Source organism: Micromonospora sonchi (assembly GCF_014646235.1).
In the GTDB taxonomy this organism is placed as follows: domain Bacteria; phylum Actinomycetota; class Actinomycetes; order Mycobacteriales; family Micromonosporaceae; genus Micromonospora; species Micromonospora sonchi.
Map to the genome: position 1 here is coordinate 160,945 of NZ_BMNB01000007.1, position 26,351 is coordinate 187,295.

The following is a 26,351-nucleotide window of genomic DNA, read 5'->3' on the forward strand; positions in this document are numbered from 1 at the left end:
GAGGGAGGATGGGACAGCATGCCGCGTCAGATCTTCCAGCTGAGGGTGTCACTGGCGGGAGTCCGCCCCACGATCTGGCGCCGGGTGCTCGTGCCCGGCGGGTACACCCTGGATCGTCTGCACCGGGTGGTGCAGCACGCCATGGGGTGGCGTGACTGCCACCTGCACGCGTTCGAGATCGACGGCATGCAGTACGGCGAGCCCGATCCCGACGGCGAGTTGACCGTGCACGACGAGTTGAACGTCCGGCTGGACGCGGTGCTCGGCAAGGGGAGCAGGTTCCACTACACGTACGACTTCGGCGACTGGTGGGAGCACGACCTGCTGGTCGAGGACGTCTTCGCGGCCGAGGCGGACGAGCGCTATCCGACCTGTCTGGACGGCGAGCGGGCCGGGCCGCCGGAGGACATCGGCGGGCCGCAGGGTCATCTGCTGCTCCTCGCCGCGCTGGCCGACCCGCTGCACCCCGAGCACGCGGTGTTGCGGGACTGGGTGGGTGCCGGCTTCGATCCGGCGGCCTTCGACGCCGGCCGGGTCGCCACGCTGCTGCGTCGACTCTGCTGAGCACCCTGCCCGACGGGCCCACCCGGATGACCCGATTCACCGCCTAAACCCATTTAGTGGTAACGATCTGGGATCGCTCCCATCGGCCTATTGACACCCCTGACACCTCCCGGCAATCTCATGGGAGCGTTCCCAAGAGGCGTGGATCACAGTCCAGCCTTGGGCGTCGCCGCTGGCTTGACCGAGCCGGTGCCGGCAGGCGCTTTGCGGCGCCCCCACCACACATATGAATCAGCCTCACCATCGAAAGAGGAGTCAGGATGAGCCTCACCACGCGGCGTACCCGCATGGCGGCGACCGCCCTGGCGGCGGTCCTCGCCGCCGGCGGTCTCGCGGCCTGTGGCAAGGACGACGACAAGCCGGCCGAGGGCGAGAAGCCCGCCAAGCTGGTCGTCGACACCTTCGGCGAGATGGGCTACGACGAGCTCGTCAAGCAGTACGAGCAGCAGACCGGCATCAAGGTCGAGCTGCGCAAGACCGCCCAGCTCGGTGAGTACCGGCCCAAGCTGGTCCGCTACCTGGCCACCGGCAAGGGTGCGGCCGACGTGACCGCCCTGGAGGAGGGCATCCTCAACGAGTTCAAGGCCAACCCGCGCAACTGGGCCGACCTGACCCCGCTGGTCGCCGACCACTCCACGGAGTACCTGCCCTGGAAGTGGGAGCTGGGCAAGGCGCCGGACGGCCGGTTGATCGGTCTGCCGACCGACGTCGGCAGCCTCGCCGTCTGCTACCGCAAGGACCTGTTCCAGGCGGCCGGCCTGCCCACCGAGCGGGACCAGGTGTCGGCGCTCTGGCCGGACTGGAACGGCTTCCACCAGACCGGCCAGAAGTACAAGCAGGCCACCGGCAAGGGGTTCATCGACTCGATCACCGCCGTCTCCAACGGCGTGCTCTTCCAGCAGGGCACCGACCTGTTCTACGACCAGGAGAACAACGTCATCGCGGACAGCAGCCCCGCGGTGAAGGCCGCCTGGGAGACCGCCACCTCGATGGTGGACATCTCCGCCAAGGCGTCCACCTGGTCGCCGGAGTGGTCCGGCGGCTTCAAGCAGGGCACCTTCGCGGCCACCTTCTGCCCGTCCTGGATGCTCGGCATCGTCGCGGACAACTCCGGCGAGGCCAACAAGGGCAAGTGGGACGTGGCGTCCGTGCCGGGTGGCTCGGGCAACTGGGGTGGCTCCTGGCTGGCCGTGCCGGAGCAGAGCAAGTACCCGAAGGAGGCGGCGAAGCTCGCCGAGTTCCTGACCAACGCCACCAGCCAGGTGGAGGCCTTCAAGCTCAAGGGCCCGCTGCCCACCAACCTGGAGGCGCTGAAGAATGAGGCCTTCCTCAGCTACACCAACGAGTACTTCAGCAACGCGCCGACCGGCAAGATCTTCGGTGAGAGCGTCGCCAACATCAAGCCGATCCACTTTGGCCCGAAGCACCAGGCGGTCAAGGAGAACGCGTTCGAGCCGGCCATGCGGGCGTTCGAGAACGGGCAGGCCAGCAAGGACAAGGCCTGGGAGCAGTTCACGAAGGACGCACAGACTCAGGGCGCCTTCTGAGTGATTCCTGATACCGGTGGCGTCCGGGGAGTTTCCCGGACGCCACCGGTCGGTCCCCCTCCGCGTACCACCCTGCGCGAGGACGCCCCCGGACCTCGCCGGGAAAGGAAACGTCATGAGCCTGTCGGCCACGACGGCCCCGCCGTCGCCAGCAACACCGCCTCCCGACGTAGCGGCCCGTCGCCGCCGGGGGAGCCTGCTCAACCGCCTGGATCTCAAGTACTCGCCGTACCTCTACATCGCGCCGTTCTTCCTGATCTTCGGCGTGTTCGGGCTGTACCCGATGCTGCGCACCGCCTGGATGTCGCTGCACGACTGGGACATGATCGGCGATAAAACGTTCATCGGGCTCGACAACTACACCCAGCTGCTCTCCGACGACTACTTCTGGAACGCGCTGGTCAACACGTTCGGCATCTTCGCGCTGGCGACCATCCCGCAGTTGCTGCTGGCGCTCTTCCTGGCGAACCTGCTCAACCGCACCATGCTGCGGGCCAAGACCTTCTTCCGGATGGCCATCTTCGTCCCGAACGTGGTCTCGGTCGCCGCGGTCGCGATCGTCTTCGGCATGCTGTTCCAGCGCGACTTCGGCCTGTTCAACTGGCTGCTCAGCTTCGTCGGGGTTGATCAGATCGACTGGCGCGCGCAGTCGTGGAGTTCCTGGACGGCGATCGCCACCATGGTCAACTGGCGGTGGATCGGCTACAACACGTTGATCCTGCTCGCCGGCATGCAGGCCATCCCCAAGGACCTGTACGAGGCCGCGGCCATCGACGGGGCCGGTCCTTGGCGGCAGTTCTGGCAGATCACCCTGCCCATGCTCAAGCCCACCTTCCTCTTCGTGGTCATCCTCTCCACGATCGGCGGCATGCAGCTCTTCACCGAGCCGCTGCTCTTCGCCAACGGCAGCATCATCGGTGGTAACCAGCGGGAGTTCCAGACGCTGGCCATGTACATGTACGAAAAGGGCATTTACAACCTGAGCACCGCAGGCTACGGAGCCGCGGTCGCCTGGGCGATCTTCATGATCATCGTACTGGTGTCGCTGATCAACTTCATACTCGTCCGCCGCTCGGCCAAGTGAGGAGAGATCAAGTGGTCTCGGCTTCCCAGCGCCTGTGGCGCACCAGCCCTTTGACCTACGTCGCGCTCGTCCTGGCGGCCCTGCTGTCGATCTACCCCTTCTACTACATGGTGGTGATCGGCACCCGCAGCCTGGACTCGATCAACGACGTGCCACCGCCGATGACCCCGGGCGGAGCATTCGGTGACAACTTCGGCCGGGTGCTCGACAACGACGCGGCCAACTTCGTCACCGGCATGATCAACTCGATCATCGTCTCGTCGGTGGTCACCGTGTCGGTGGTGCTCACCGGCTCGCTCGCCGGCTTCGCCTTCGCCAAGCTGCGCTTCCGGGGCCGCAACGTCCTGCTGCTGGCGATCATCGTCACCATGATGATCCCGACCCAATTGGGCCTCATCCCGCTCTGGGGCATGATGCAGGATCTGAACTGGTCCGACACCCTGTACGCCGTCACCGTGCCGTTCCTGGTCACCGGCTTCGGCGTGTTCATGATGCGGCAGTACGCCAGCCAGGCGATCTCCGACGAGCTGATCGAAGCGGGCCGGGTCGACGGGGCCAGCACCTTCCGGATCTACTGGAACATCGTGCTGCCGGCGCTGCGCCCGGCCGCGGGCGTGCTCGGTCTGCTGACCTTCATGGAGAACTGGAACTCGTTCCTCTGGCCGTACGCGATCCTCAGCCCGGAGAACCCGACTCTCCAGGTCTCGCTCTCCTTCCTCTCGTACGCCTACTACACGGACTACTCCCAGGTCTTCGCCGCCACCGCGATCGGCACCCTGCCACTGGTGCTGGTCTTCATTCTGTTCGGCCGCCAGATCATCGGCGGCATCATGGAAGGTGCAGTCAAGTCGTGAGCAACCCCGCCACCCCGCCCGCCGTCGGCGTCCTCGACGAACGTGCGCCACTGACCTTCCCGCCCGGCTTCCTCTGGGGGGCGGCGACCGCCGCCTACCAGATCGAGGGCGCGGCGGCCGAGGGTGGGCGTACGCCGTCGATCTGGGACACCTTCAGCCGCACCGAGGGCCGGACGGTCGCCGGGCACACCGGCGACGTCGCCTGCGACCACTACCACCGGCTCTCCGACGACGTGCGGCTGATGGCCGAGCTGGGGTTGAAGTCGTACCGCTTCTCGGTCTCCTGGCCCCGGGTGCAGCCGGGCGGGTCGGGTCCGGCCAACGCCGAGGGGCTCGACTTCTACCGGCGGCTGGTCGACGAACTGCTGGCCAACGGCATCGAGCCCTGGCTCACCCTCTACCACTGGGACCTGCCCCAGGAGTTGGAGGACGCCGGCGGCTGGCCGGCCCGGGACACCGCCGCCCGGTTCGCCGACTACAGCCAGCTGATGGTGGACGCGCTGGGCGACCGGGTGAAGTACTGGACCACGCTGAACGAGCCGTGGTGCTCGGCCTTCCTCGGCTACGGCTCCGGCGTGCACGCCCCCGGCCGCTCCGACGGGGCGGACGCGGTCCGCGCCGGGCACCACCTGATGCTCGGGCACGGGCTCGCCGTGCAGGCGCTGCGCGCGGCCCGGCCGGAGGCGCAGCTCGGGGTGACCGTCAACCTGTACCCGGTCACCCCGGCCACCGACTCGCCCGACGACAGGGACGCCGCCCGCCGCATCGACGGGCTGGCGAACCGGTTCTTCCTCGACCCGCTGCTGCGCGGGCAGTACCCCGGCGACCTGGTCGCCGACCTGGCCAAGGTGACCGACTTCGGCCACGTCCGGGACGGCGACCTGGCCACCATCGCCACGCCCCTGGACCTGGTCGGGGTGAACTACTACAGCCGCCACGTGGTGGCCGCGCCGGTGCCCGGCGCGAAGCCGGAGCCCTACTGGCGGGCTCCGTCCTGCTGGCCGGGCAGCGAGGACGTCCGGTTCGTCACCCGGGGTGTGCCGGTCACCGACATGAACTGGGAGATCGACGCCCCCGGTCTGGTGGAGACGCTGCGCCGGGTGCACGAGGAGTACACCGACCTGCCGCTGTACGTCACCGAGAACGGGTCGGCCTTCGTCGACGCGGTGATCGACGGCAAGGTCGACGACGTCGATCGGCTGGCGTACTTCGACGCGCACCTGCGCGCCGCGCACGAGGCGATCGGCGCGGGCGTCCCCCTGCGGGGATACTTCGCCTGGTCGCTGTTGGATAATTTCGAGTGGGCCTGGGGCTATACGAAGCGGTTCGGCATGATCTACGTCGACTACGACAGCCAGACCCGCATCCCCAAGTCCAGCGCCAGGTGGTACGCCGAGGTGATCCGACGCAACGGTCTGGCCGCACAATAGGGCAGTGGCCAGCCAGTAACGGGCGGCCCGGCATCGACGCTGAACCAGATGCCGGGGCCGCCTGACGTCGGAGGAGCAGACGATGACAACGCAGCGCACCCGGTCACTCGGGCGCCCGACCCTCGACGCGGTCGCTGCCCGTGCCGGAGTCGGTCGCGGGACGGTCTCCCGCGTGGTCAACGGCTCTCCGCAGGTGAGCCCGGAGGCTCGCGCCGCCGTACAGCAGGCCATCGCCGAGCTGGGGTACGTGCCGAACCGGGCCGCGCGGGCGCTGGTCACCCAGCGGACCGACTCGGTGGCCCTGGTGGTCAGCGAGTCCGGTGATCGGCTCTTCGCCGAGCCGTTCTTCGCCGGCATCGTGCGGGGGATCAGCTCGACGTTGCTGGAGACGCCGTTGCAGCTCTGGTTGGCCATGGCGCAGTCTCCGCTGGAGCGGGAGCGGGTCGAGCACCACCTGACCAATCAGCACGTCGACGGCGTACTGCTGCTGTCGCTGCACGACGACGATCCGCTGCCCACCCTGCTGGAAGAGCGCGGCCTGCCCACCGTGCTCGGCGGCCGGCCGGCACGGATGCTGCACCCCGACGCGCAGCCCGCGTCGTTCGTCGACGTGGACAACGTCGGCGGGGCGCGGCAGGCCGTGGAATACCTGGCCGGCCGGGGGCGGCGGCGCATCGCCACCATCGCCGGCCCGCAGGACATGGGCGCTGGTCTGGCCCGGTTGTCCGGCTACCGGGACGCGGTCCGCACCGCCGGGTTCGGCGTCAACCCCGACCTGATCGCGTACGGCGACTTCAGCGAGGAGAGCGGGGCGACGGCCATGCGGCAGCTGTTGGAGCGCTGCCCTGACCTGGACGCCGTCTTCGTGGCGGCCGACCTGATGGCCTTCGGCGCCCTGCGGACGCTGCGTGAGGCCGGCCGGCGGGTGCCGGAGGACGTGGCCGTGGTCGGCTTCGGCGACGAACCGATCGCCCGGCAGGCGAACCCGCCGCTGACGTCGGTGTTCCAGCCCGTGGAGGAGATGGGTCGGCAGATGGCACGGTTGCTGGTCGCCCGCATCCGCGACGACGAGATCCCCGCACCGCACGTCGTCCTGGACACCCAGTTCGTCGAGCGTGCCTCCGCCTGAGGTGCAAGGAAGGGCCCCCTTTTAACGCCTGCGGTATAGCAGGGGCCCCCTCTTAACCCGCGCCGACGGGCCTCGGGGCAAGGTGAGGTTTAGCCCGGGGGACATGTCGCCGCAACGGTGACGAAATGGTCAACTGGCAGGCTCGTGCTCAGCCTGCCGGCCCTGCGCCGGCCCACCGAGCGGAGGGTTTGCGATGTTGCTGCGCGTTCGGGTCACCCTGCCGGACCGTCCGGGAACGCTCGGTCAGGTGGCTCGCACCCTCGGGGTGTCGGGCGCGGACATCGTGCAGGTGGTCGTGCTGGAACGCCTCGGCGGGCGGGCGGTCGACGACTTCACCTTGGTGTGGTCGGGCGCCGCGCGGGTGGAGCGCCTGCTGGCCGGTCTGGCGGCGATCCCCGGGGTACGCGTGGACGGCGTGTGGCGGGCGATCGGCGCGCCCACCGCCACCGGCCAGGACGCCGAGTTGCTGGCCCAGGTCGCCGCCAACCCGTCCGACGGGCTGGCCACCCTGGTCGACGCGGTGCCGGGCCTGCTCGCCGCCGAGTGGGCGGTCGCGGCGGTGGTGCCGGTCGACTGGGCCTCCCCGAACGGCGGCAGCGGGGCGACGGTGGGGCACGCGAGTTGGCGTACGCCCGTACCGCCGCGGCTGCCCGAGGTGACCCCGCTGCGCGCCCGGTCGATGACCACGCCCGACGGCGGCCACTTCGCGGTGGTGCCGTTCGGTCGGGCCGGGCTGGTCCTGGTGGCGTCCCGTGACCACAGCGCGACCCTCGCCCCGGCCGCGTTCCACTCCACCGAGGTGGACCGGCTGGCCCAGTTGGTCCGGGCCAGCGCGGTGATCCTCGGCGACCGGCTCGACCTGGTGGGCAGCCCCTCGATCAGCGCCAACCCGTGACACCGGCGGCCGCCACGGCCATGTCGGCGGCCCGTCGACTTGATCGACACCGTTCTGGCGAAATCGGGTCAGGCCCGCTCGGGCATTCCGGTGATGAACGTCCGCCACGCGGCGGGGACGAAGGCCAGCGCCGGGCCGGTCGGGTCCTTCGAGTCCCGTACGCCGACCACACCGGGCAGGTTGTCGGCGACCTCGACGCAGGCACCGCCGTTGGAGCTGCTCCGGGTGCTCTTGCGCCACTGGGCGCCGGTCAGGTCAGCCATGCTCGCTCCCTCAGGAAGTCGATGGACTGGTCGCGCGGGAGCGCCACCGATCTCACGGTATCCCAGACCGCCCAGAGTGGACTGACCTCCTTGGTGACCCGCCCCTCGGCCTGATCGTCCAGGTAGCCGACGTCGTCGCCCTCCGACATCGTGGCGATCACGAACTGCCCGGCCTGGCCCGGGTGCAGCCCGGCGGCCAGGGGTAGCACGTGCACCATGAGGTTCGGTCGCTGCGCCATCGTGACCAGGTGGTCGAGCTGCGACCCCATGATCTCGGGTGCGCCCCGACGCAGCGCCACCTCGTCGATCACGAAGACCGCCAGCGGCGGCTGGGGCCGATCGAAGACCGCTGCCTGCCGCTCCAGTCGCACCGCGACGTGCCGCTCGGTGTCGCCGACCAGCGGCCCGCAGGCGAGCACGGCCCGCGCGTACGCCTCGGTCTGAAGCAGGCCTGGAACCACGGCCGATTCGTACCACCGCAGTCCGGTGGCCTCCCGCTCGATCTGCGTCCAGGGCAGAAACCACACGGGTTCCCGGCGCCGCAGCGCGCCCGGCCAGAGATCTTCCATCTCCCGGCCCAGGAGCTTGGCCACCTGGGCGCGGTGCCGGGTCTGCGGCACCAGTCCCGGGTTCATCCAGCGGGCGGCCGTCTTCGGGTCGACACCAATTTTTGCGGCGAGGCTGTCGGCCGTATGGCCCGCCTCCATCATCGCCACCTGAACAGCCCGGTTCATCCCTCTCCCTACCTACATCGTCCGCTATGCCTGCCGTACACCTTCCTACTTACCGTCACTGCTGAACAACCCTCAGCGAGTGATCGTCGTGGTCTCGTCTGGGTGGAGGTCGCAACATCGGGGAAGTTGCGGTGTCCGCCGGACCCGGAGGCAGCAACTTCCCCGAAACTGTGTGGATCACCGTGCGAGGTCGTGCTTCCCAAGTCGTGGCCGGTCGGACTACATTGTCAGCTATCCATGGGAGCGCTCCCGGTCCTGATGGAACCCCTCGCCACCACCGCCGGCAGCCGTCCAACCCGCCGTGCCCGTCACCACGCGCCCGGCCGGTGCTGCCCGCCCCGCATCGACAGGAGTAGTCGAATGCACACCAGATGGTCGCGCCGCGTCGGCGCCGAACGATCCTGGCCACGTTTCGCCCGCAGCGATGACCACTGGTCGCGCCGCCTGCTGACCACCGGCACGGCGCTGCTGACCGGGCTCGCGCTCGCGATCGGCGTACCAACGGTCGGAACCGCAGCCGCCCCGGCCACCGGCGCAGCCGCGGTTGCCGCCGCGCCGGCCTTCAACTACGCGGAGGCGTTGCAGAAGTCCCTGCTGTTCTACGAGGCGCAGCAGTCCGGAAAACTGCCGGAGTGGAACCGCGTCTCGTGGCGCGGAGACTCGGCCCTGCGCGACGGCGCCGGCGTCGGGCTGGACCTCACCGGAGGGTGGTACGACGCCGGTGACCACGTCAAGTTCGGCTTCCCGATGGCGTTCAGCACCACCATGCTCGCCTGGGGTGCGGTCGAGTACCGGTCCGGCTACGCCGCCTCCGGCCAGCTCACCCACCTGCTGAACAATCTGCGCTTCGTCAACGACTACTTCATCAGGGCGCACCCCTCGCCGAACGTCCTCTACGGACAGGTGGGCAAGGGCGACGACGACCACAAGTGGTGGGGACCGGCCGAGGTGATGCCGATGGCGCGGCCCGCGTACAAAATCGATGCGAGCTGCGGCGGCGCGGACCTGGCGGGGGAGACGGCGGCGGCGATGGCCGCGTCGTCCATGGTCTTCCGGCCCACCGACGCCGCCTACGCCGACAAGCTGCTCACCCACGCCCGGCAGCTTTACACCTTCGCCGACACGGTGCGCAAGAGCTACCACGAGTGCATCACCGACGCGACCAGCTTCTACCGCTCCTGGAGCGGCTACCAGGACGAGCTGGTGTGGGGGGCGATCTGGCTGTACCGGGCCACCGGCGACGCCGCGTACCTGACCAAGGCGGAGAGCGAGTACGACAAGCTCGGCACCGAGCCGCAGACCACCACCCGCTCCTACAAGTGGACCGTGGCCTGGGACAACAAGCAGTTCGGGGCGTACGTGCTGCTGGCCAACCTGACCGGCAAGCAGAAGTATGTCGACGACGCCAACCGGTGGTTGGACTTCTGGACGGTCGGGGTGAACGGTGAGCGGGTCCGCTACTCGCCCGGCGGAATGGCCGTGCTCGACTCGTGGGGTGCGCTGCGCTACGCCGCCAACACCGCGTTCGCCGCGCTGGTCTACAGCGACAAGACCACCGACGTCACCCGCAAGGCGCGGTACAAGGACTTCGCCGTCCGGCAGATCAACTACGCGCTCGGCGACAACCCGCGCAACTCCAGCTACGTGGTCGGCTTCGGCGCCAACCCACCGAAGAACCCACACCACCGCACCGCGCACGGTTCCTGGTGGGACAGCATGACCGTGCCCACCGAGACCCGGCACACCCTGCACGGCGCGCTGGTCGGTGGGCCGTCCTCGCCGAACGACGCGTACACCGACAACCGGTCGGACTACGTGATGAACGAGGTCGCCACCGACTACAACGCCGGCTTCACCTCCGCGCTGGCCCGGCTGACCCAGGAGTACGGCGGCACCCCGCTGGCCAACTTCCCGGTCGCCGAGCGGCCCGACATCGACGAGTTGACCGTGGAGACCACGGTGATGCAGAACGAGCCGCGGGCCACCGGCATCAAGGCGATCATCTACAACAAGTCGGCCTTCCCCGCGCGAGCGCTGACCGACGGCAGGTTCCGCTACTACTTCCGCACCGACGGCGCCGGGTCGGTGCAGGTCACCCCGGGCTACACCCAGGGCTGTCCGTCCCCGTCGACCGCCCGCCAGGTCAGCGGCGATCTCTGGTACGTCGAGGTCGACTGCACCGGGCACACCATCGCCCCCGCCGGCCAGTCCCAGCACCGGATGGAGGTCCAGTTCAAGGTCGGCGTGCCCGAGGGCGGCACCTGGAATCCGGCCAACGACCCGTCGTACCAGGCGACCGCCGGGCCGAACCGCAACGTGCCGCTCTACGTGGGTGGCACGCGGGTGTGGGGGAACGAGCCCACGTCGACCCCGGACACCACCCCGCCGACCGTCCCCGGTACCCCGGTGGCGACCGCCGTCAGCTCTACATCGGTGAGCCTGACCTGGACGCCGTCCACCGACACCGGCAGTGGAGTCGACGGCTACAGCGTCAGCATCCGCACCGTCGGCAGCGACGCGATCCTGCTCCGCAACAGCAGCACCAACTCGTTGACGATCACCGACCTGACACCCGCCCGGACGTACGTGTTCAGCGTGCTGGCTCGGGACAAGGCCGGAAACAGCTCCGCCTCGTCGCCGACGTTGACCGTGACGACCCCCGCCGCCGATGACGGGGACACCGTGCCGCCGACCGCGCCGGCCGGGTTGACGGTCTCGGCGATCACCTCGACCGGAGCGACGCTGACCTGGACCCCGTCGACCGACAACGTGGGCGTGACCGGATACCGGATCTACCGGTTGGAACTGGGTGAAGTCCTCGTCGGCACGGCCACCGGCACCACCTACGCGCTGACCGGGCTGAACCCGCAGACGACGTACCGCTTCTACGTGGTCGCGATCGACGCGGCCGGCAACGCCTCCCCACCGTCGGCGACGGTGACGGTGACCACCTCGGCGCCACTGCCGACCTCGTCCTGCCGGATAACCTGGAGCAGCAACGACTGGGACACCGGCTTCACCGCGAACATCACCATCACCAACACCGGCACGACGGCGATCAACGGCTGGGCGCTGGCCTTCACCTTCCCGAACGCCGGGCAACGGGTCGGCCAGGGCTGGTCGGCCACCTACCAGCAGACCGGTACGGCGGTGACCGCGACGAGCCTCTCCTACAACGGCACGCTGGCGCCGGGTGCGTCCACCAGCATCGGCTTCAACGGTACGCACAGCGGCAGCAACCCCAAGCCGACCAGCTTCACCCTCAACGGTTCCACCTGCACCGTCGCCTGACGGTCGCACCCTCTCGGCAGGGCGCCTCGCCACCAGGCGAGGCGCCCTGCCCCGTCCACGCCGGCCGTACACCCGCCCTCGGCGATTACCGTGATCGTCTCCCCACCCGAAACACCCGGGCCGGGCGTGTTGATGGTCGGGAGGTGGGGCGTGGACGGGGAAGAGTCGTTCCGGGCGTACGTCGCCGGGCGGATCGCGGCACTGTCCCGGGCAGCATGGCTGCTGACCGGTGACCAGCATCAGGCCGAGGATCTGGTGCAGCTGACACTGGTGCGCGTCGCCCGGCACTGGGAGCGGGTCAGCGCGGCCGGCGACCCGGAACCGTACGTGCGGCGGACGATGTACAGCCAGCACGTCTCGCTGTGGCGACGCCGCTGGCGGGGCGTCGACCTTCGCGCGGACCCGCCGGAGCAGGCGATGCCGGACGGCACCGCCGGTGTTGCCCGCGCACTGGTCGTCCGGGCGGCGTTGGCCCGGCTCGCCCCGCGGCAACGGGCGGTGCTCGTGCTGCGGTTCTTCGAGGACCTCACCGAGGCCGAAGCCGCCGCCGCGCTCGGTTGCTCGGTGTCGACGGTGAAGAGTCAGACCCGCGACGCGCTGGCGCGGCTGCGCACCCACGCCCCCGAGTTGGCCGAACTGGTCGGCATCGGTGCTGCGGCAGGGGAGGAACGGTGAGCGAGGAACTGCGTACTGCGCTGCGTGAGCTGGGTGAGCGGATGCCGGCGACTCGGTTGGGAAGTGACCCGTGGATGGTCGGCCGGCGTCAACGGTGGCGGGCGGCGTGGCGTACCGGCGTCGCGGGTCTGGTGGCCGTCCTGATCTGCGCGCTCGGCGTCCCCGCGATACTCGGGGGATCGGGGGCCGGAATGCCTCCGGCGGCGACCGGCGCGGGCGTGCCGGAGCGGATCAGCCTGCCCTGGATGTGGCAGGCGACCGTCGAGCAGGACCCGCCCGGATCGGCATCGGTGCTCTTCGGCGGCGGCGGGCTCGGGCTGCGGGGAAGCGACTTCGTGGACCACGAGGGAAAGATCGCCGTGGTCGGTCGGGGCGGCGACTACCGGATGCTTCTCTACGGCGGTTCCGAGAGCACGGCGGGGGAGGACGTTCAACTCTCCCCGGACGGCCGGTACGTCGCGCACGTTCCCGGCACCGACTGGCTGACCGTCACCGACCTGACCGACGGCAGCGATCGCGCATACCTCGGGCCGTCGAACAGCGACTGCTGCGCCACCCCGGTCTCCTGGTCCCGCGACGGCGCGTCGCTGCTTGTCGTGGAGTACGACCCCGAGGCGACTCGCTACGACGCCTCAGGGTGGGGTAGGGACGCCTCCCGGCTGACCCTGCTGGAGGTGACCACCGGTGCCACCCGGATCCTCGTCGACGACCTCGGTGACCGGTGGAGCCTGCGTACCGCCTCGCTGGCCGCGTTCTCGCCGGACGGGTCCCGGATCGCCGCGACCGTCGGAGACCGACTGAGCCTGCTCGACCGCGACGGCCGGATGCTCTGGTCCCGTGACCTCGGACCGCAGCGCAAGCTTGCCGGCAACGGGGCCTTCACCGCAGACGGCTCCCGGATCGCCGTCGCCGACCTGGAAGGTTGCTTGTCCGGCTGCGACTCGGCCGCCCTGGCGGCACGCACCTGGACGGTGACCTGGCTGGACGCGGCAACCGGCCGGGACGCCGGGGGGCCGACCCTGGCCCCGGTGCGGGGGCAGGCGCTGCGCGCGCTGGGCTGGCGGCTCGGTATCGACCTGGTGGCAGTGCGGTACGAGGCGGAGCCCGGCAACGGCATGCCCGAAGGCACCGGGTGGAACGACACCGGCTACTGGGAGAGCGGGCGCGTGCAACTCATCGCGCTGCGGCCGGACGGAACCACCGAGGTCCTGCTCGACCCGCCGGACGAGGTGTGGTCCCTGGACGTGGCCCGGGACCTGCTGGAAGCCGGTTCGTTCGGCGCTCCGGCGACCGAGCCGCGCCCGTTCCCGGCCCGGCCGATCATCCTGCTGGTGGTGGTGCCGCCGGTCCTGCTGATCACGGTCGTCGTGGGCGTCCCGCTGCTGTGGCGGCGGCACCGTCGCCGCCGCTCCGCTCCGCCGATGGCTGATCCCCCGTGGCCGGTCTGACCGGAGCCGGCCGCAGGGTCATCGCCCGTCCGTGCGGCAGCGTGCTCAGCCCCGCGACTCGCCGTGCTCGACGCAGACCGCCGACCAGCCGACCGGAAGCACCTGCACCTTCATCCTCCGGCGGCACCGGGCGCAGTACCGGGGCGGCTCCAGCGTCCGGGCCGCCGCGCACCCCTCGTGCGGCCCGGACGCGGCGGCCTCCCCGCACCGGTCGCACCACGGCGCGTCCACGGCCGACCGGCTGGTGACATCGCCGGGCGTCGCCCCGGTGCGCGGGCTGCCCACGGGGTTCGGCCGGCGCTCGCCGGTCGGCGTCACAGCGTCGCCGAGAGCGCCTTGACCGGCAGCTTCAGGTCGTCGAGCAGCTTCAGGTCCGCCGTCGCCGGCCGGCCGAGGGTGGTCAGGTAGTTGCCGACGATCACCGCGTTGATGCCGCCGAGCAGCCCGTCGCGGGTGCCGAGGTCACCCAGGGTGATTTCCCGGCCGCCCGCGTACCGCAGGATGGTGCGCGGCATGGCCAGCCGGAACGCGGCGATGGCCCGCAGCGCGTCCTTGCCGTCGATCACCGGGCGGTCACCGAGCGGCGTGCCGGGGCGGGGGTTGAGGAAGTTCAGCGGCACCTCGTGCGGATCCAGCTCGGCCAGCTGCGCGGCGAACTCGGCCCGCTGCTCCACCGTCTCGCCGAGGCCGAGGATGCCGCCGCAGCAGACCTCCATGCCGGATTCCCGGACCATCCGCAGGGTCTCCCAGCGCTCCTCCCAGGTGTGCGTGGTGACCACGTTCGGGAAGTAGGAGCGGCAGGTCTCCAGGTTGTGGTTGTAGCGGTGCACGCCCATCTCGACCAGCTCGTCGACCTGCTCCTGGGTGAGCATGCCGAGCGAGGCGGCGACCTGGATGTCGACCTCGGCCCGGATCGCGGCGACGCCCTCGCGCATCTGCTTCATCAGCCGGGCGTCCGGGCCGCGCACGGCGGCCACGATGCAGAACTCGGTCGCCCCGGTCTCGGCGGTCTGCTTGGCCGCCTTGACCAGCGAGGGGATGTCCAGCCAGACCGACCGCACCGGCGAGGTGAACAGGCCGGACTGCGAGCAGAAGTGGCAGTCCTCCGGGCAGCCGCCGGTCTTCAGCGAGACGATGCCCTCGACCTCGACCTCCGGACCGCACCAGCGCATCCGCACCTCGTGGGCGAGTTGCAGCGCGGCGGTCAGGTGCTCGTCGGGCAGGTTCAGCACGGCAAGGACGCCGGCCTGGTCGAGGCCGACGCCGTTCTCCAGCACCTGGGTCCGGGCCTGATCGAGGATCTCTGGCATGGGTCGTACCCTACAAGGCTGTCCGCGGGCGAGAAACGGGCTCCACGTCCGCGGACAACTCGTCGACCAGCAGCGCTCGGGTCGGCGGCGGCAGTGACGGGTCGGCGGCGGCCAGCAAGAGGGCGACGTCGAGGCAACGGGTCACTGTCACGGCAGCCCGGCGAATCCAATTTCCCATCCGCCGAGCGTTCAAGCTGAAGTGCGGTTGAGGTCAAGCCCGGAGTGGATCCGTCGGGGCCCGCCGGGCGGGTGGTAACTTCGCCCCGCGAGAGCGGGTCGACGGCAGGAGGCGAGGGTGGCGGACTGGCTGACGGCGCTGGACCGCCGTGCCGAACTGCGCGCGAAGGCGGGGCTGACCCGACGGCTGCACCCGCGCGGCGCCGACGACGTCGTGGTCGACCTGGCCGGCAACGACTACCTGGGCCTGGCCACGCATCCCGAGGTGGTCGCCGCCGCGGGGAAGGCCCTGTCGGAGTACGGGCTGGGCGCGACCGGGTCGCGGCTGGTGCGTGGCTCCACGTACGCCCATCATGACCTGGAGGGCACCCTCGCCGGCTGGCTCGGCACCGAGCGGGCGCTGGTCTTCTCCTCCGGCTACCTGGCCAACGTCGGGGCGGTCCGCGCGCTGGTGCGGCCCCGCACGCTGCTGATCTCCGACGCGCACAACCACGCCTCGCTGATCGACGGGTGCCGCGTCTCCGGCGTCGAGACGGTGGTCACCCCGCACGCCGACGTCGACGCGGTCGCCGCGGCTCTGGCCGGCGCGCCCGGTCGCCCGGGGCTGGTGGTCACCGAGTCGATCTTCTCGGTCGACGGTGACCTGGCCCCGCTGGCCCGGTTGCACGCCGTCGCCCGGCAGCACGGAGCGGTGTTGCTGGTCGACGACGCGCACGGGCTCGGCGTGACCGGCCCGGCCGGAGCCGGGGCGGTGGCCGCCGCCGGGCTGGCCGGCGAGCCGGACGTGGTGGTCACCGCCACCCTGTCCAAGGCGCTCGGCGGGGCGGGCGGCGTGGTGGCCGGCCCGGCCGGGTACGTCCGTCACCTGGTGGAGACCGCCCGGACCTTCATCTACGACACCGCCCTGCCGCCGGCGGTGGCCGCCGGGGTGCACGCCGCCGTGGAACTGGTCCGGGCCGGCGACGACCTGCGCGCCGAGCTGGCCGAGCGGGCCGACCTCGCGGCCGGCCGGCTGCGGGGCGCCGGGCTCGACGTTTCCGTCCCCGACGCCGCCGTCGTCTCGGTGACCGCGCCCACCCCCGAGGCGGCCACCGCCTGGGCCGCCGCCTGCCGGGACCGGGGAGTCGCGGTCGGCTGCTTCCGTCCGCCCTCCACCCCGGACAGCCGCTCGCGGCTGCGGCTGACCATCGGTGCGGGGGTGTCTCGGGCGGACTTCGAACGTGCCCTGGAGGTCATCGTGGAATGTGCCCCATGACGGATCCGTGGCGGGGAGCGGTCCTGATCACCGGGACCGACACCGAGGTCGGCAAGACGGTGGTGACCGCGGCGATCACGGCCGCCGCGCAGGCGGCGGGGCTGCGGGTCGCGGTGGTCAAACCCGGCCAGACCGGTACGGCCACCGGTGCGCCCGGCGACGTCGAGGCGGTCACCCGGCTGGCCGCCCCGATGACCGGCCGTACCCTGGCCAGCTTCCCCGATCCACTCGCCCCGCTGGCCGCGGCCCGGGTGGCCGAGTTGCCGCCGTTGGAGCTGTACAACGCCGTCGACGCCGTCCGGGAAGAGGCCGACAAGCACGACCTGGTGCTGGTCGAGGGGGCCGGCGGGCTGCTCGTACCGATGGGGCTGCGACCCTCGGGGGAGCCCTGGACGGTGGCCGACCTGGCGGTGTCGCTGGGTGCCCCGGCGGTGGTGGTGGCCCGCGCCGGACTCGGCACCCTCAACCACACCGCGCTCACCCTGGAGGCGCTCGAACGGCGGGCGGTGCCGGCCGGCGTGGTGATCGGTGCCTGGCCGGCCGGACCGGAGCTGGTGCACTGGGCCAACCTGAGCGACCTGCTGCCGAACCTGCTCGGCGCCCTGCCGGCCGGCGCCGGGGCGATGGACCCGGGGGTGTTCCGGCGCTCCGCGCCGGGCTGGCTGACCCCGGCGCTGTACGGCGTGCTCGACGACTGGCGCGCCTGGGCCGACGAGATCAGCTGACTTTCGTCAGTGCCCGACCCGCCCCTGCGTCGGTAGCGTGGCCGCCGTGTGGAGCAGTTGGCGGAGTCGTCCGAGCCGGGGCGGGAGATTCGCGGGCCGACGCGACCTGTTGCTCTGGGCGGTGCTGGCGGCCCCACTGGGGTACGCCGGGGCCGTCCCGCCACACTCCCGCCACAGCGTGGCGTCGCTGCTCGTCGGCCTCTGCCTGATCAGCGTCGCGGTCGCGGTCAGCCGGCGACTGCCGCTGACCGCCCTGCTCCTGGTGCTGCTCGGCACGCTGCTGGACGGCAACTTCGTCTTCGCCGTCCCGGTGCTCAGTTACCTGGCCGGGCGCCGCAGCCCTCGTACGACGCCGGTGGCCGTGGCGTTCGTGGTGATCGCGACCGGCGGCACGGTGGTCAACCTCGCGCTGCTCGGCACCGGCCTGGCCACCTGGTTCCTGCTCGCCACGGTGCTGCTCTTCGCCGGGGTCTTCCCCTGGCTGATCGGCCGGTACCGACGACAGCAGGTCGCCCTGATCGATGCTGGTCGCCGCTACGCGCAGGTGCGCGCGGACGAGCGACAGGGCGCGGCGGACCGGATCCGGTTGCGCGAGCGGGCCCGCATCGCGCAGGAGATGCACGACACGCTCGGGCACGCGTTGAGCCTGATCGCCCTGCGCGCCGCCGCGCTGGAACTCGCCGACGGCCTCGATCCCCGGCACCGCGCCGCCGCCGGTGAACTGCGGGCCAGCGTCGCCGAGGCGACCGAGCGGCTGCACGGGATCATCGGGGTGCTCCGCGAGGAGACCGACCCGGTCACCACCCGCCCCGCCGGGGAAAGCATCGCCGACCTGGTCGCCGGCGCCCGGGAGGCCGGCATGGCGGTGCGGCTGGACCTGCCGGACGTACCGCCGGCTCTGCCGGAGTTGACGGCGCACGCCGCGTACGGGTTGGTCCGCGAGGCGCTGACCAACGCCGCCCGGTACGCGCCCGGGGCCGAGGTGACGGTCAGCCTGGCCCGGCGGGCGGACGGGGTGGCGGTCGAGGTGGTGAACGAGCCGCCGCCGGCCGGTCCGCTGCCGGGACCGCCCACCACCGGCTCCGGCCTGCTCGCCCTGGCCGAACGGGTCCGGCTCGCCGGTGGCTCGCTGAGCACCGGCCTCCGCCCGGAGGGCGGCTTCGCCGTCCGGGCCCGGCTACCCGTGCCGGCCCTCACCGCCCCCACCGCTCCCGCCGCGATCGCCCCGCCCAACCTGCGCGATGCGGCTGACCTGCCCGCCCGGCGCGACGCGGCTCCGGCCGGCGGCCTGTCCGGCGCGGCCGGCCTGGCCGGCGCGGCCCCGGCCGGTGGGCTGACCAGCTCGACCGGCTCGGGCGCTGCTGCCGGCTCGCACCCGGTCGGCGCGGCGGCCCGCCGGCAGGTCCGGCGCAGCCTGCTGGTGGCGCTCGGCGCACCGGTCGGCCTCGCGCTGGCGCTGTCGCTGATCTACTACCCGGTCGCCACCGTCGGCGCGGTGCTGGACCGGAGCACCTTCGAGGAACTGCCGGTGGGGGCTGCCCGGGGCGACCTGGTCGGCCTGCCGCCCCGGCAGGTCGACCGGCCCGCCGGGGCGCGGCCGGACTGCGAGTACTACACCGACGGGGGAACCTTCCCGCTGACCCAGCCGACCTGGCGGTTGTGCTTCGCGGGTGGGCGGCTGGTCAGCAAGGAGCGGATCAACGAATGAGCACTCCATCCGAGCCGGTCCGGGTGCTGCTGGCCGACGACGAGGCGATGATCCGGGCCGGGGTCCGGGCGATTCTGGCCACCGACCCGGGCATCGAGGTCGTCGCCGAGGCCGGCGACGGCCGGGCTGCGGTCGAACTGGTCCGCGCCCACCGGCCCCGGCTGGCCCTGCTGGACATCCGGATGCCGAGGTTGGACGGGCTCGCCGCCGCCGCCGAGATTCGCCGGCTGGTGCCGCAGACGGCCACCGTCATGCTGACCACGTTCGGCGAGGACGACCACGTGGCCCGGGCGCTCGGCCACGGAGCCAGCGGCTTCCTGCTCAAGTCCGGCGATCCACGCGAGCTGATCGCCGGGGTGCACGCGGTCGCCGGTGGCGGGGCGTACCTCTCGCCGGCGGTGGCCCGCCGGGTGATCGAGCTGGGCGGCGACCGGGTCGCGCGCCGGCCGCTGGCCCGGGACCGGCTGGCCGGGCTGACCAATCGCGAGCAGGAGGTGCTGGCGCTGGTCGGGGCGGGACTGTCCAACGCCGAGATCGCCCGCCGGTTGTGCCTGGTCGAGGGCACCGTGAAGACCTACCTGACCAGCATCTTCACCCGGCTCGAGGTGCGTAACCGGGTGCAGGCGGCGATTCTCGCGTACGAGGCGGGGCTGGTCGAGCCGCTCGAGGAGGACCAGCCCCGCCCGCCCTCAGGCGTCGCGCCTGCGCAGCGCCGCTCGACCGGCCAGCAGCGCCACGGCGGCCCAACCGGCGAGCAGTAGCAGCCCGACGGCCGGTGGGTACGGCTGGCCGTCGCCGGCCAGGAAGTGCCGCCCGGCCTCGCCCGGGAAGACGTCGGCGACCCGGTTCAGCGCGGTGATGTCCGGCTCCCGCAACGACAGCGGCACGATCATCAGCACGGCGAGGAGCACCGTCAGGGTGAGCACCGCGCTGCGCAGGACGGCGCCGAGCCCGAGCGCGAGGACACCGATCAACGCCAGGTAGCCGGCCAGCGCGACGACGTCGCGGAGCGTACCGGCCGCCGGTGCGGCACCCCACTCGCCCAGTACCGGCCCGGCGACCGCCGCGCCGACCGCGCCGAGCAGCAGCCCGAGACCGAAGGTCACGGTCGCGGTCACCGCCGCCTTGGCCAGCAGTACGCGGCCCCGCGACGGCGTGCACTGCAGGGTGGTACGAATGGTGCCGGTGGTGAACTCGCTCGTGATCATCAGTAGCCCGAGGGCGAGCACGGCGTACTGGACCAGCTCCAGCGAGTCGATCAGGACGCTGCCGAGCGGGACCACCCCGGCGTCGTCACTCGGATCGTCGTTGGTGTTGCCGTTGGCCACGTAGATCGCCACCTGCGCGGCGGTCGCGGCCATGACCACCACCGCGGCGACCACCGTCCACCAGGTGCTGCGTACCGACCGGAGTTTCGCCCACTCCGCGCGGATCGTGGTCATGCCGACGCACCCCCCGTGCGGGCCGGTCGGGCCGCATACTCGACCCGGTCGGCGGTCAGGGCCATGAAGGCCCGTTCCAGGGACGCCTCGTGCGACGCCAGTTCGTGCAGGGGCACTTTGAGTTCGTACGCCAGTTCGCCGACGCGCTCGGCGGTGGTGCCGGTGACGGTCAGCTCGTCCGTTCCGGCGGACTCGACCACCGCCCCGGCGGCGGTCAGCCGATCGGCGACGGCGGCCAGCCCCTCCGGTCGCGGGCTGCGGACCCGCACGGCGACCCCGCTGTCCGCGATCACCTGGGCGGTCGGCGCGTCGGCGATCAGCCGGCCCCGGCCGAGCACCACCAGCCAGTCCGCGGTCTGCTGCATCTCGCTCATCAGGTGGCTGGAGATCAGCACCGTCCGACCCTCGGCGGCCAGGGATCGGGCCAGCTGCCGGATCCAGCGCACCCCGTCCGGGTCGAGGCCGTTGACCGGCTCGTCGAACATCAGCACCGGCGGGTCGCCGAGCAGGGCGCCGGCGATGCCGAGCCGCTGCCCCATGCCGAGCGAGAACGCGCGAGCGGGTTTGGCCGCCGCCCGCTCGTCCAGCCCGACGGTGGCGAGGACCTCGTCGACCCGGCGTTCGGAGATGCCGTTGCTGGCGGCCATCGCGGACAGGTGGGCCCGGCCCGAGCGAGCGGGATGCACGGCCCGCGCGTCCAGCAGCGCGCCGACCTCGTGCAGCGGTCGGCGCAGCCGGCGGTACGGCCGTCCGCCGATCAGCGCCTGGCCTGCGGTGGGCCGGTCCAGTCCCAGGATCAGCCGCATGGTGGTGGACTTGCCGGCGCCGTTGGGACCGAGAAAGCCGGTGACCCGGCCGGGAGCGATGTCGACGGTCAACTCATCGACCGCGGCGGTGCTCCCGAACCGCTTGGTCAACGTACGTAACGTGATCATGTTCGGACGGTATGTCGGTGGCGGCCGGTCCCACCGTGCCCGAAAGGCACCACCCGGCACTGACCTTCGTCAGGGCCCGCCTCCTCCGTCGGCGTCGCCCCCTCCGTCGGGGCCGTCGGCCTGTCGGGCCGTTGGTCTGTCGGGGCCGCCGGCTCAGCGGCCGACGAGGAAGGCGTCGGGCATCCGGAAGGTGAGGTTGTCCGGGTATCGGGGCGGGCGAAGCACGCGCACGCCGGCCAGCAGCGGAGCGGCCTCGGCCACCACCGTCGCGGCCTCCATGCGGGCGAGTTGGTCGCCGACGCAGCGGTGCGCGCCCGCCCCGAAGGCCAGATGTCGGCGTGACCCGCGTTGCCCCGGCCGGAACTCGTCGGGCGAGTCCACCATTGCCGGGTCCCGCCCGGCCCGGGCCAGCCACAGCACGATGCTGGTGCCCGCCGGCACCGCCGTACCGCCCAGCGTGGTGTCCACCGCGGCCACCCGCCGCCAGGTGACGATCGGCGGTTCCAGCCGCAGCCCCTCCTCCACCACGTCGGCGACCGCGACCGAGCCGTCGCGCAGCCCGGCGAGCACCGCCGGCTCTCCGGTGAGCCGATGCATCAGCAGGGTGAGGAACTGCGAGGTGGTTTCCTGGCCGGCGACCAGCAGGAAGAACAGCGCGCCGACCACCACGTCGGGCGGGTGCCCGGCGGCGCGCAGGGACGCGGCCAGGCCGCCGCCGGTGGCCGCGAACTCCCGCAGCACCCGGTGGAAACGACCCACCTCGGCGGCGAGAGCCTGCTGCCGGTCGGTGTCCAGCGGTGCCCAGAACAGCTCCAGGGCCGCGCGGGCGAAGTCCTTCACGGCCGCGACCGGGGCGTCGGGCAGCTCGACCAGCCGGGCCAGGACCAGCAGCGGCAGGTCGGCGGCGAGTCCGGCGTGCAGGTCCACCGGTGCGCCGGTGGTCAGGGTGGCGTCCAGCTCGGCCACCCGGCGCCGGACCAGTGCGGCCAGCCAGTCCCGCTGGGCGGCCACCCGGGTCGGGTGCAGCGCGTCGGCGACCAGCGCCCGGATCCCCGGGTGGCTCGCGCCACCGTTGTTGGCCAGCGTCGGAGGCAGCCGGAACCGGTGCGCGGCGAGGGTCCGCAGCGCGGCCACCGGCATCGGGGTGACCGCGTCCAGGGCGTTGTCCGGCCGGTACGTCTCGGCCTCGGTGAGCACCCGGCGGACCAGCGCGTGCCGGGTCACCAGCAGGTGTTCGACGCCCACGTGATCGGCGACGCGGGCCACGCCGGGCCACCGGTCCACGCCGCCACCGGCCCCGGTGCCTCTGGTCGCTGTCGGGGCCTGCTCCCAGCTGCGGAACAGCACCGCGTCACGCTAGCCGGCCGGTTTCGCACCGCCCGCGCGCAGCTGCCACACCGTGGTGCGCTTCACCCGTACGCTCTCCAGCGCCTCGCTGACCGGCACGTCGTAGGCGGCCAGCTCGTCGAAGCGGTCCCGGGGCAGGTAGGCCCGCCCCGGATCGCCGACCAGCACCCGAGCCCCGGAGCGCACGGCGCGCAGCAGGAAACGCAGCACCCGGCTGGCCATCGCCTCGCTGTAGAACACGTCCCCGGCGAGGACCACGTCGGCGTCGCCCGCGTCGCCGTCGAGCACGTCGCCGAGTTCGGCGTCGACGCGTACCCCGTTGGCCTCGGCGTTGAGCGCGACCGCCGCGACGGCCAGCTCGTCGATCTCCACCGCGCGCACGGCGGCGGCGCCGACCCGGGCGGCGGCGATGGCCACCAGGCCGGAGCCGGCGGCCAGGTCGAGCACCCGGCGTCCGGCGACCAACTGCGGATGGTCGGTGACGTAACGGGCGAGAGCCTGGCCGCCGGCCCAGGCGAAGGCCCAGAACGGCGGCGGTTGGTCGCTGCGGAACTCGCCCTCGGTCAGCTCCCACAGGCCGATCGGCTCGTCCGCCTGGTGCAGCCGCACCTCGGGTACGAAGGCGACGGGTGTGAGCCGGGCGTGCAGCCGGACGAAGGCGGTGGAGAGTTCGGACACCGGCCGATTGTGCCCGGTGACCCGTGACGGCGTGTCGCGAATCGGCGGTGACCGGTTCAATACCGTACGTGAGAACGGGCATCGTGCTTGACGGTCCGTGCGAACACGCCCGTCTACCGGGTGGCTGCCGGCGCTCATAGCGTTGCCAATGGAGGCAACCAACGGGAGGACGGATCGTGAAGAGGCTGTGGCGTTGCACGCTACGGATCGGAGTGGTGCTGGCGTGTCTCACCGGAGTGGACGTCGCCCTGGCCGCACCGGCGCACGCGGCGTTCGCCACCGAACTCAGCGGCCTGCCGGACCAGTTCACCGCCGGTGGGCGGGTGGCGACGGTTTCGGCCGTGGTGTCGCGATCCGACCAGGGCGACTGCATCAAGGTCCGCTGGTCGCTGGTGCTCGGTGTGCAGGGGCTGCGGCTGGACCAGGTGCGGGTGGACCGGATCGAGGAGACCGGGTCGTTCCCGACGGAGGTCCGGATCGACGGTGACGTGGCCCGGTTGACCGACCGGCAGCTCGACCCGGGCACGCTCTGCCCCGGACGTACGGTGACCGCGCAGTACCGGATCGCGTTCACCGGGGACGTCGGCGAGGGCCGGGTCAGCCTGGCCGCCGAGGCGTACGACCGGAACCTGCAACTGTTGTCCCGGCAGACCGCGACGCGCGTGGTGGTCGGCCGGGGCCGGGTGGCGCGGCCCACCACCGCGCCGCCGGCCGCGCCGCCGACGGTGCCGCCGACCTCGGTGCCGACCGAGGAACCGACGGTGGACCCGACTGAGGAGCCGACGGTGGATCCGGCCGACGAGGAGAGCGACCTCGCCGACGACGCGGGGTACGCGGGCGGGGCGGGGGAGACGCCGGCCGCGGGTGCGGCGGGCAACCAGGTCTCGCAGACCGGCACCGGGATCGGCCTGACCGAGGCCGCCTTCCTGCTCGGCGGGCTGTTGCTCTTCCTCGGCGTCGGCCTGCTGCTGCGCCTGCGGCACCTGACCCGCGAACCGGAAGCGGTGGACGTCGCGACCCGCTGGGAACGCCGACCCGCCCAACCCTCCCGCTCCCGCTGGCGCACCGTCCCCCGCAACACCCCCTACCCCTGACCCCTCACCCCTCCGCTTTCGTCGATCTTGCATTTTCGGTCGGGACATAAGCCGCGAAAGGCTTCATATCAGCGACCAAAAGTGCAAGATCGGCGCGGAGTGGGGCGGCGCGGGGTGGGGGCGGGGTTAGTCGAGTTGGGCTGGGTTCAGGGCCAGTTCGCGGGCGGTCACCAGGCGCACCCATTCGGCGAGCTGCCGGCGGGAGATGACGCGTTCGTGCACTGCCAGCTGCACCGCCAGGCCGTCCATGACGGCGTTGATGCGCCAGGCCGCACCGGCAGGGTCCGCGCACTCGAAGACACCCTCGCGGACCCCGTCGGTGATCACCGTGGTGAGGTCCTGCCGCCAGCGCAGATCCAGCTTGCGGGAGACCTTCTCCAATTCAGGCGTACGCAACGACTCGGCCCACCCGTCGATCCACATGGACCAGGACGTGGGGCGCCCGGCCGGGGTGTAGAGCCGCAGGATGCGCCGGAGCTTGGTCAGCGGCGGGGCGTTGGACCGGGTCACCGCGTCCAGCCGGGCCAGGTCCTGCTCGACGGCGTAGGCGAACGCCTGGGCGAGCAGCCGTTCCTTGGTGGCAAAGTGGTAGAAGACCAGCGCCTGGCTCACGCCGGCGGCCTGCGCCACGTCCGCCGTGCGGGTGTTGGCCAGCCCGCGCTGCACGATCACGTCACATGCGGTGCGCAGCAGGGCATCCAGGCGGATCTCGGCCGCACGTCTCGTCACGTCCGTCACCGTAGCCCATCCAACCGGATACAGCCCGTCACCAAAGCCTGGTTGATTTAGCTTGCCCGAGTCGGAAGCCGGACACTGGCCGGCCCATACCTGGTGTTTCAGCCCTTCGCGGGAGGGCTCGGTCGGCGAGCGGCTCGGGAGCAACTGATCCAGTCTCCTAGGAAGATCAGCGGAGGGTGGTTTCGGACGCGCCGGGATGGAAGCCGATTTGGCAACCCTTCCGTCGCTCGGCTAGAGTTCTCATCCGTCCCCCGGGAAACATCGGGGGCACGCGGACGTAGCGCAGCTGGTAGCGCATCACCTTGCCAAGGTGAGGGTCGCGGGTTCGAATCCCGTCGTCCGCTCGGAGCTGCCGCCACGCGTGACGGGGGCAACCTCGGTGGGGTGGCCGAGAGGCGAGGCAACGGCCTGCAAAGCCGTGTACGCGGGTTCAAATCCCGTCCCCACCTCGTACGACAGCAAGGGCGATTGGCGCAGTGGGAGCGCGCTTCCTTGACACGGAAGAGGTCACTGGTTCAAACCCAGTATCGCCCACCAGGAAAGACGTCGTGAGAGCCCGTACCGGATCCGGTACGGGCTCTCACGTATTTGCGGATGCTCTGGTGCTGGCTCGTCATTCGACCAGCCAGTTCCGCCGATCAGAGCGGCGGGGCGACGTCCCGGCGCTCCTCGACGCGGCGGTACTCCACCGGCTCCTCGGTGGTGGCGACCACCTGGCGGCGGCGTCCCCAGACGAGGGTGGTCATGATCAGGCCGAGCAGACCGGCAGCCATCAGGATCCACCCGACCACGTCCAGGTCGAGACCACCGATGCTGGCGTTGACCGCGAAGGCGAGGATCGCGCCGACCGCGAGCAGGAAAACACTGGTGCCGATACCCATGACAGCCTCCTTTTCCCAGGGGTGCGGTGCGCTGTCGAGGGGTGTCTGTACCCCGGCGGTGACCGGCGCAATCACGCCCGGAGTGGGGTCACCGGTCAGGCGATCTTGTCATCGGGTAGAGTGGGCCCGTCCCCGGGAAACATCGGG

General features: G+C 71.7%; 25 protein-coding genes and 3 tRNA genes. 18 read left to right on the forward strand and 10 right to left on the reverse strand.

Translation table 11 applies throughout. From position 1 onward, the window contains the following. The first annotated feature begins 18 nt into the window (after positions 1–18). From IEY61_RS09875 to IEY61_RS09905, 7 genes are all read left to right on the forward strand, one after another. The gene (locus IEY61_RS09875) at positions 19–564 is read left to right on the forward strand and encodes a plasmid pRiA4b ORF-3 family protein (RefSeq protein WP_189042791.1); all 546 of its coding nucleotides are present in this window, start codon (positions 19–21) and stop codon (positions 562–564) included. Positions 565–824: 260 nt separating this feature from the next. After that, positions 825–2,111 carry an ABC transporter substrate-binding protein gene (locus IEY61_RS09880; RefSeq protein WP_189042793.1) on the forward strand — a complete coding sequence of 429 codons (1,287 nt, stop codon included), beginning with the start codon at positions 825–827 and terminating at the stop codon, positions 2,109–2,111. A 115-nt stretch (positions 2,112–2,226) separates the two neighbouring features. After that, positions 2,227–3,195 (forward strand): carbohydrate ABC transporter permease, encoded by a 969-nt coding sequence (locus IEY61_RS09885; protein ID WP_189042795.1) that lies wholly within the window; start codon positions 2,227–2,229, stop codon positions 3,193–3,195. A gap of 11 nt (positions 3,196–3,206) precedes the next feature. Then, entirely contained in the window at positions 3,207–4,049 is an 843-nt protein-coding gene (locus IEY61_RS09890) for a carbohydrate ABC transporter permease (RefSeq protein ID WP_189042797.1), read from the forward strand. Further along, entirely contained in the window at positions 4,046–5,479 is a 1,434-nt protein-coding gene (locus IEY61_RS09895; RefSeq protein WP_189042799.1) for a GH1 family beta-glucosidase, read from the forward strand. Before IEY61_RS09890 ends, IEY61_RS09895 begins: the two co-directional genes overlap by 4 nt. Before the next feature lie 82 nt (positions 5,480–5,561). After that, entirely contained in the window at positions 5,562–6,608 is a 1,047-nt protein-coding gene (locus tag IEY61_RS09900) for a LacI family DNA-binding transcriptional regulator (RefSeq protein WP_189042802.1), read from the forward strand. Between the two features lie 193 nt (positions 6,609–6,801). Beyond that, on the forward strand, positions 6,802–7,503 hold the full coding sequence (locus tag IEY61_RS09905; protein WP_189042804.1) for an ACT domain-containing protein: 702 nt from the start codon (positions 6,802–6,804) through the stop codon (positions 7,501–7,503). A 68-nt stretch (positions 7,504–7,571) separates the two neighbouring features. On the opposite strand, the gene IEY61_RS09910 is transcribed toward IEY61_RS09905, so the two are convergent. Together IEY61_RS09910 and IEY61_RS09915 are read right to left on the reverse strand one after the other, a co-directional pair. Next, entirely contained in the window at positions 7,572–7,766 is a 195-nt protein-coding gene (locus IEY61_RS09910; protein ID WP_189042806.1) for a DUF397 domain-containing protein, read from the reverse strand. Further along, positions 7,754–8,500 (reverse strand): DUF5753 domain-containing protein, encoded by a 747-nt coding sequence (locus tag IEY61_RS09915; RefSeq protein WP_189042808.1) that lies wholly within the window; start codon positions 8,498–8,500, stop codon positions 7,754–7,756. Before IEY61_RS09915 ends, IEY61_RS09910 begins: the two co-directional genes overlap by 13 nt. Before the next feature lie 360 nt (positions 8,501–8,860). Here IEY61_RS09915 and IEY61_RS09920 point away from each other — a divergent pair, with 360 nt between their 5' ends. The 3 genes from IEY61_RS09920 (at position 8,861) to IEY61_RS09930 (ending at position 13,914) form a co-directional block, all read left to right on the forward strand. Continuing rightward, complete coding sequence (locus tag IEY61_RS09920; protein ID WP_189042810.1) at positions 8,861–11,791, forward strand: glycoside hydrolase family 9 protein; 2,931 nt, start codon at positions 8,861–8,863, stop codon at positions 11,789–11,791. 150 nt (positions 11,792–11,941) lie between these two features. Then, complete coding sequence (locus IEY61_RS09925; protein ID WP_229705794.1) at positions 11,942–12,466, forward strand: SigE family RNA polymerase sigma factor; 525 nt, start codon at positions 11,942–11,944, stop codon at positions 12,464–12,466. Then, complete coding sequence (locus IEY61_RS09930; protein ID WP_189042815.1) at positions 12,463–13,914, forward strand: WD40 repeat domain-containing protein; 1,452 nt, start codon at positions 12,463–12,465, stop codon at positions 13,912–13,914. The genes IEY61_RS09925 and IEY61_RS09930 overlap by 4 nt, the downstream gene beginning before the upstream one ends. Positions 13,915–13,959: 45 nt before the next feature. On the opposite strand, the gene bsaP is transcribed toward IEY61_RS09930, so the two are convergent. Both bsaP and bioB read right to left on the reverse strand, forming a co-directional pair. After that, on the reverse strand, positions 13,960–14,199 hold the full coding sequence (gene bsaP, locus IEY61_RS09935; RefSeq protein ID WP_229705801.1) for a biotin synthase auxiliary protein BsaP: 240 nt from the start codon (positions 14,197–14,199) through the stop codon (positions 13,960–13,962). Positions 14,200–14,228: 29 nt separating this feature from the next. Further along, positions 14,229–15,224: a biotin synthase BioB gene (bioB, locus tag IEY61_RS09940; RefSeq protein WP_189042817.1), complete on the reverse strand. Its 996-nt coding sequence runs from the start codon at positions 15,222–15,224 to the stop codon at positions 14,229–14,231. Between the two features lie 295 nt (positions 15,225–15,519). Here bioB and IEY61_RS09945 point away from each other — a divergent pair, with 295 nt between their 5' ends. The 4 genes from IEY61_RS09945 to IEY61_RS09960 are packed head-to-tail and all read left to right on the forward strand — an operon-like array spanning position 15,520 to position 19,850. Next, complete coding sequence (locus IEY61_RS09945; protein ID WP_189042819.1) at positions 15,520–16,656, forward strand: 8-amino-7-oxononanoate synthase; 1,137 nt, start codon at positions 15,520–15,522, stop codon at positions 16,654–16,656. Beyond that, positions 16,644–17,381 (forward strand): dethiobiotin synthase, encoded by a 738-nt coding sequence (gene bioD, locus IEY61_RS09950; protein WP_189042821.1) that lies wholly within the window; start codon positions 16,644–16,646, stop codon positions 17,379–17,381. Before IEY61_RS09945 ends, bioD begins: the two co-directional genes overlap by 13 nt. A 46-nt stretch (positions 17,382–17,427) precedes the next feature. Beyond that, positions 17,428–19,089, forward strand: coding sequence for a sensor histidine kinase (locus IEY61_RS09955; RefSeq protein ID WP_229705796.1), 1,662 nt, complete (start codon positions 17,428–17,430; stop codon positions 19,087–19,089). Further along, the gene (locus IEY61_RS09960; protein WP_308424561.1) at positions 19,086–19,850 is read left to right on the forward strand and encodes a response regulator; all 765 of its coding nucleotides are present in this window, start codon (positions 19,086–19,088) and stop codon (positions 19,848–19,850) included. The genes IEY61_RS09955 and IEY61_RS09960 overlap by 4 nt, the downstream gene beginning before the upstream one ends. On the opposite strand, the gene IEY61_RS09965 is transcribed toward IEY61_RS09960, so the two are convergent. From IEY61_RS09965 to IEY61_RS09980, 4 genes are all read right to left on the reverse strand, one after another. Beyond that, positions 19,779–20,531: an ABC transporter permease gene (locus tag IEY61_RS09965; protein ID WP_189042825.1), complete on the reverse strand. Its 753-nt coding sequence runs from the start codon at positions 20,529–20,531 to the stop codon at positions 19,779–19,781. The genes IEY61_RS09960 and IEY61_RS09965 overlap by 72 nt on opposite strands. Then, positions 20,528–21,466, reverse strand: a complete 939-nt coding sequence (locus IEY61_RS09970) for an ATP-binding cassette domain-containing protein (protein WP_189042827.1) — start codon at positions 21,464–21,466, stop codon at positions 20,528–20,530. The genes IEY61_RS09965 and IEY61_RS09970 overlap by 4 nt, the downstream gene beginning before the upstream one ends. A 153-nt stretch (positions 21,467–21,619) precedes the next feature. Next, entirely contained in the window at positions 21,620–22,813 is a 1,194-nt protein-coding gene (locus IEY61_RS09975) for a cytochrome P450 (protein WP_189042829.1), read from the reverse strand. 9 nt (positions 22,814–22,822) lie between these two features. Next, a complete protein-coding gene (locus IEY61_RS09980) occupies positions 22,823–23,491 on the reverse strand; it encodes a class I SAM-dependent methyltransferase (RefSeq protein ID WP_189042831.1) in 669 nt (222 codons plus the stop codon). 176 nt (positions 23,492–23,667) lie between these two features. Between IEY61_RS09980 and IEY61_RS09985 the strand changes: the two genes are divergently transcribed. Further along, entirely contained in the window at positions 23,668–24,585 is a 918-nt protein-coding gene (locus IEY61_RS09985) for a hypothetical protein (RefSeq protein WP_229705797.1), read from the forward strand. A 126-nt stretch (positions 24,586–24,711) separates the two neighbouring features. Here the strand turns inward: IEY61_RS09985 and IEY61_RS09990 are convergent, their stop codons facing one another. Then, positions 24,712–25,314, reverse strand: coding sequence for a TetR/AcrR family transcriptional regulator (locus tag IEY61_RS09990; RefSeq protein WP_189042833.1), 603 nt, complete (start codon positions 25,312–25,314; stop codon positions 24,712–24,714). A gap of 280 nt (positions 25,315–25,594) precedes the next feature. On the opposite strand from IEY61_RS09990, the gene IEY61_RS09995 reads away from it, so the two are divergent. The 3 genes from IEY61_RS09995 to IEY61_RS10005 all read left to right on the forward strand — a co-directional run bounded on the left by IEY61_RS09995 (position 25,595) and on the right by IEY61_RS10005 (position 25,860). Then, positions 25,595–25,667 (forward strand) — tRNA-Gly (locus IEY61_RS09995). Positions 25,668–25,701: 34 nt separating this feature from the next. Further along, positions 25,702–25,772 (forward strand) — tRNA-Cys (locus tag IEY61_RS10000). Positions 25,773–25,785: 13 nt separating this feature from the next. Further along, positions 25,786–25,860: transfer RNA gene (locus IEY61_RS10005), tRNA-Val, on the forward strand. Between the two features lie 101 nt (positions 25,861–25,961). Here the strand turns inward: IEY61_RS10005 and IEY61_RS10010 are convergent. Further along, complete coding sequence (locus IEY61_RS10010; RefSeq protein WP_189042835.1) at positions 25,962–26,204, reverse strand: DUF6458 family protein; 243 nt, start codon at positions 26,202–26,204, stop codon at positions 25,962–25,964. Between the last annotated feature and the right edge of the window lie 147 nt (positions 26,205–26,351).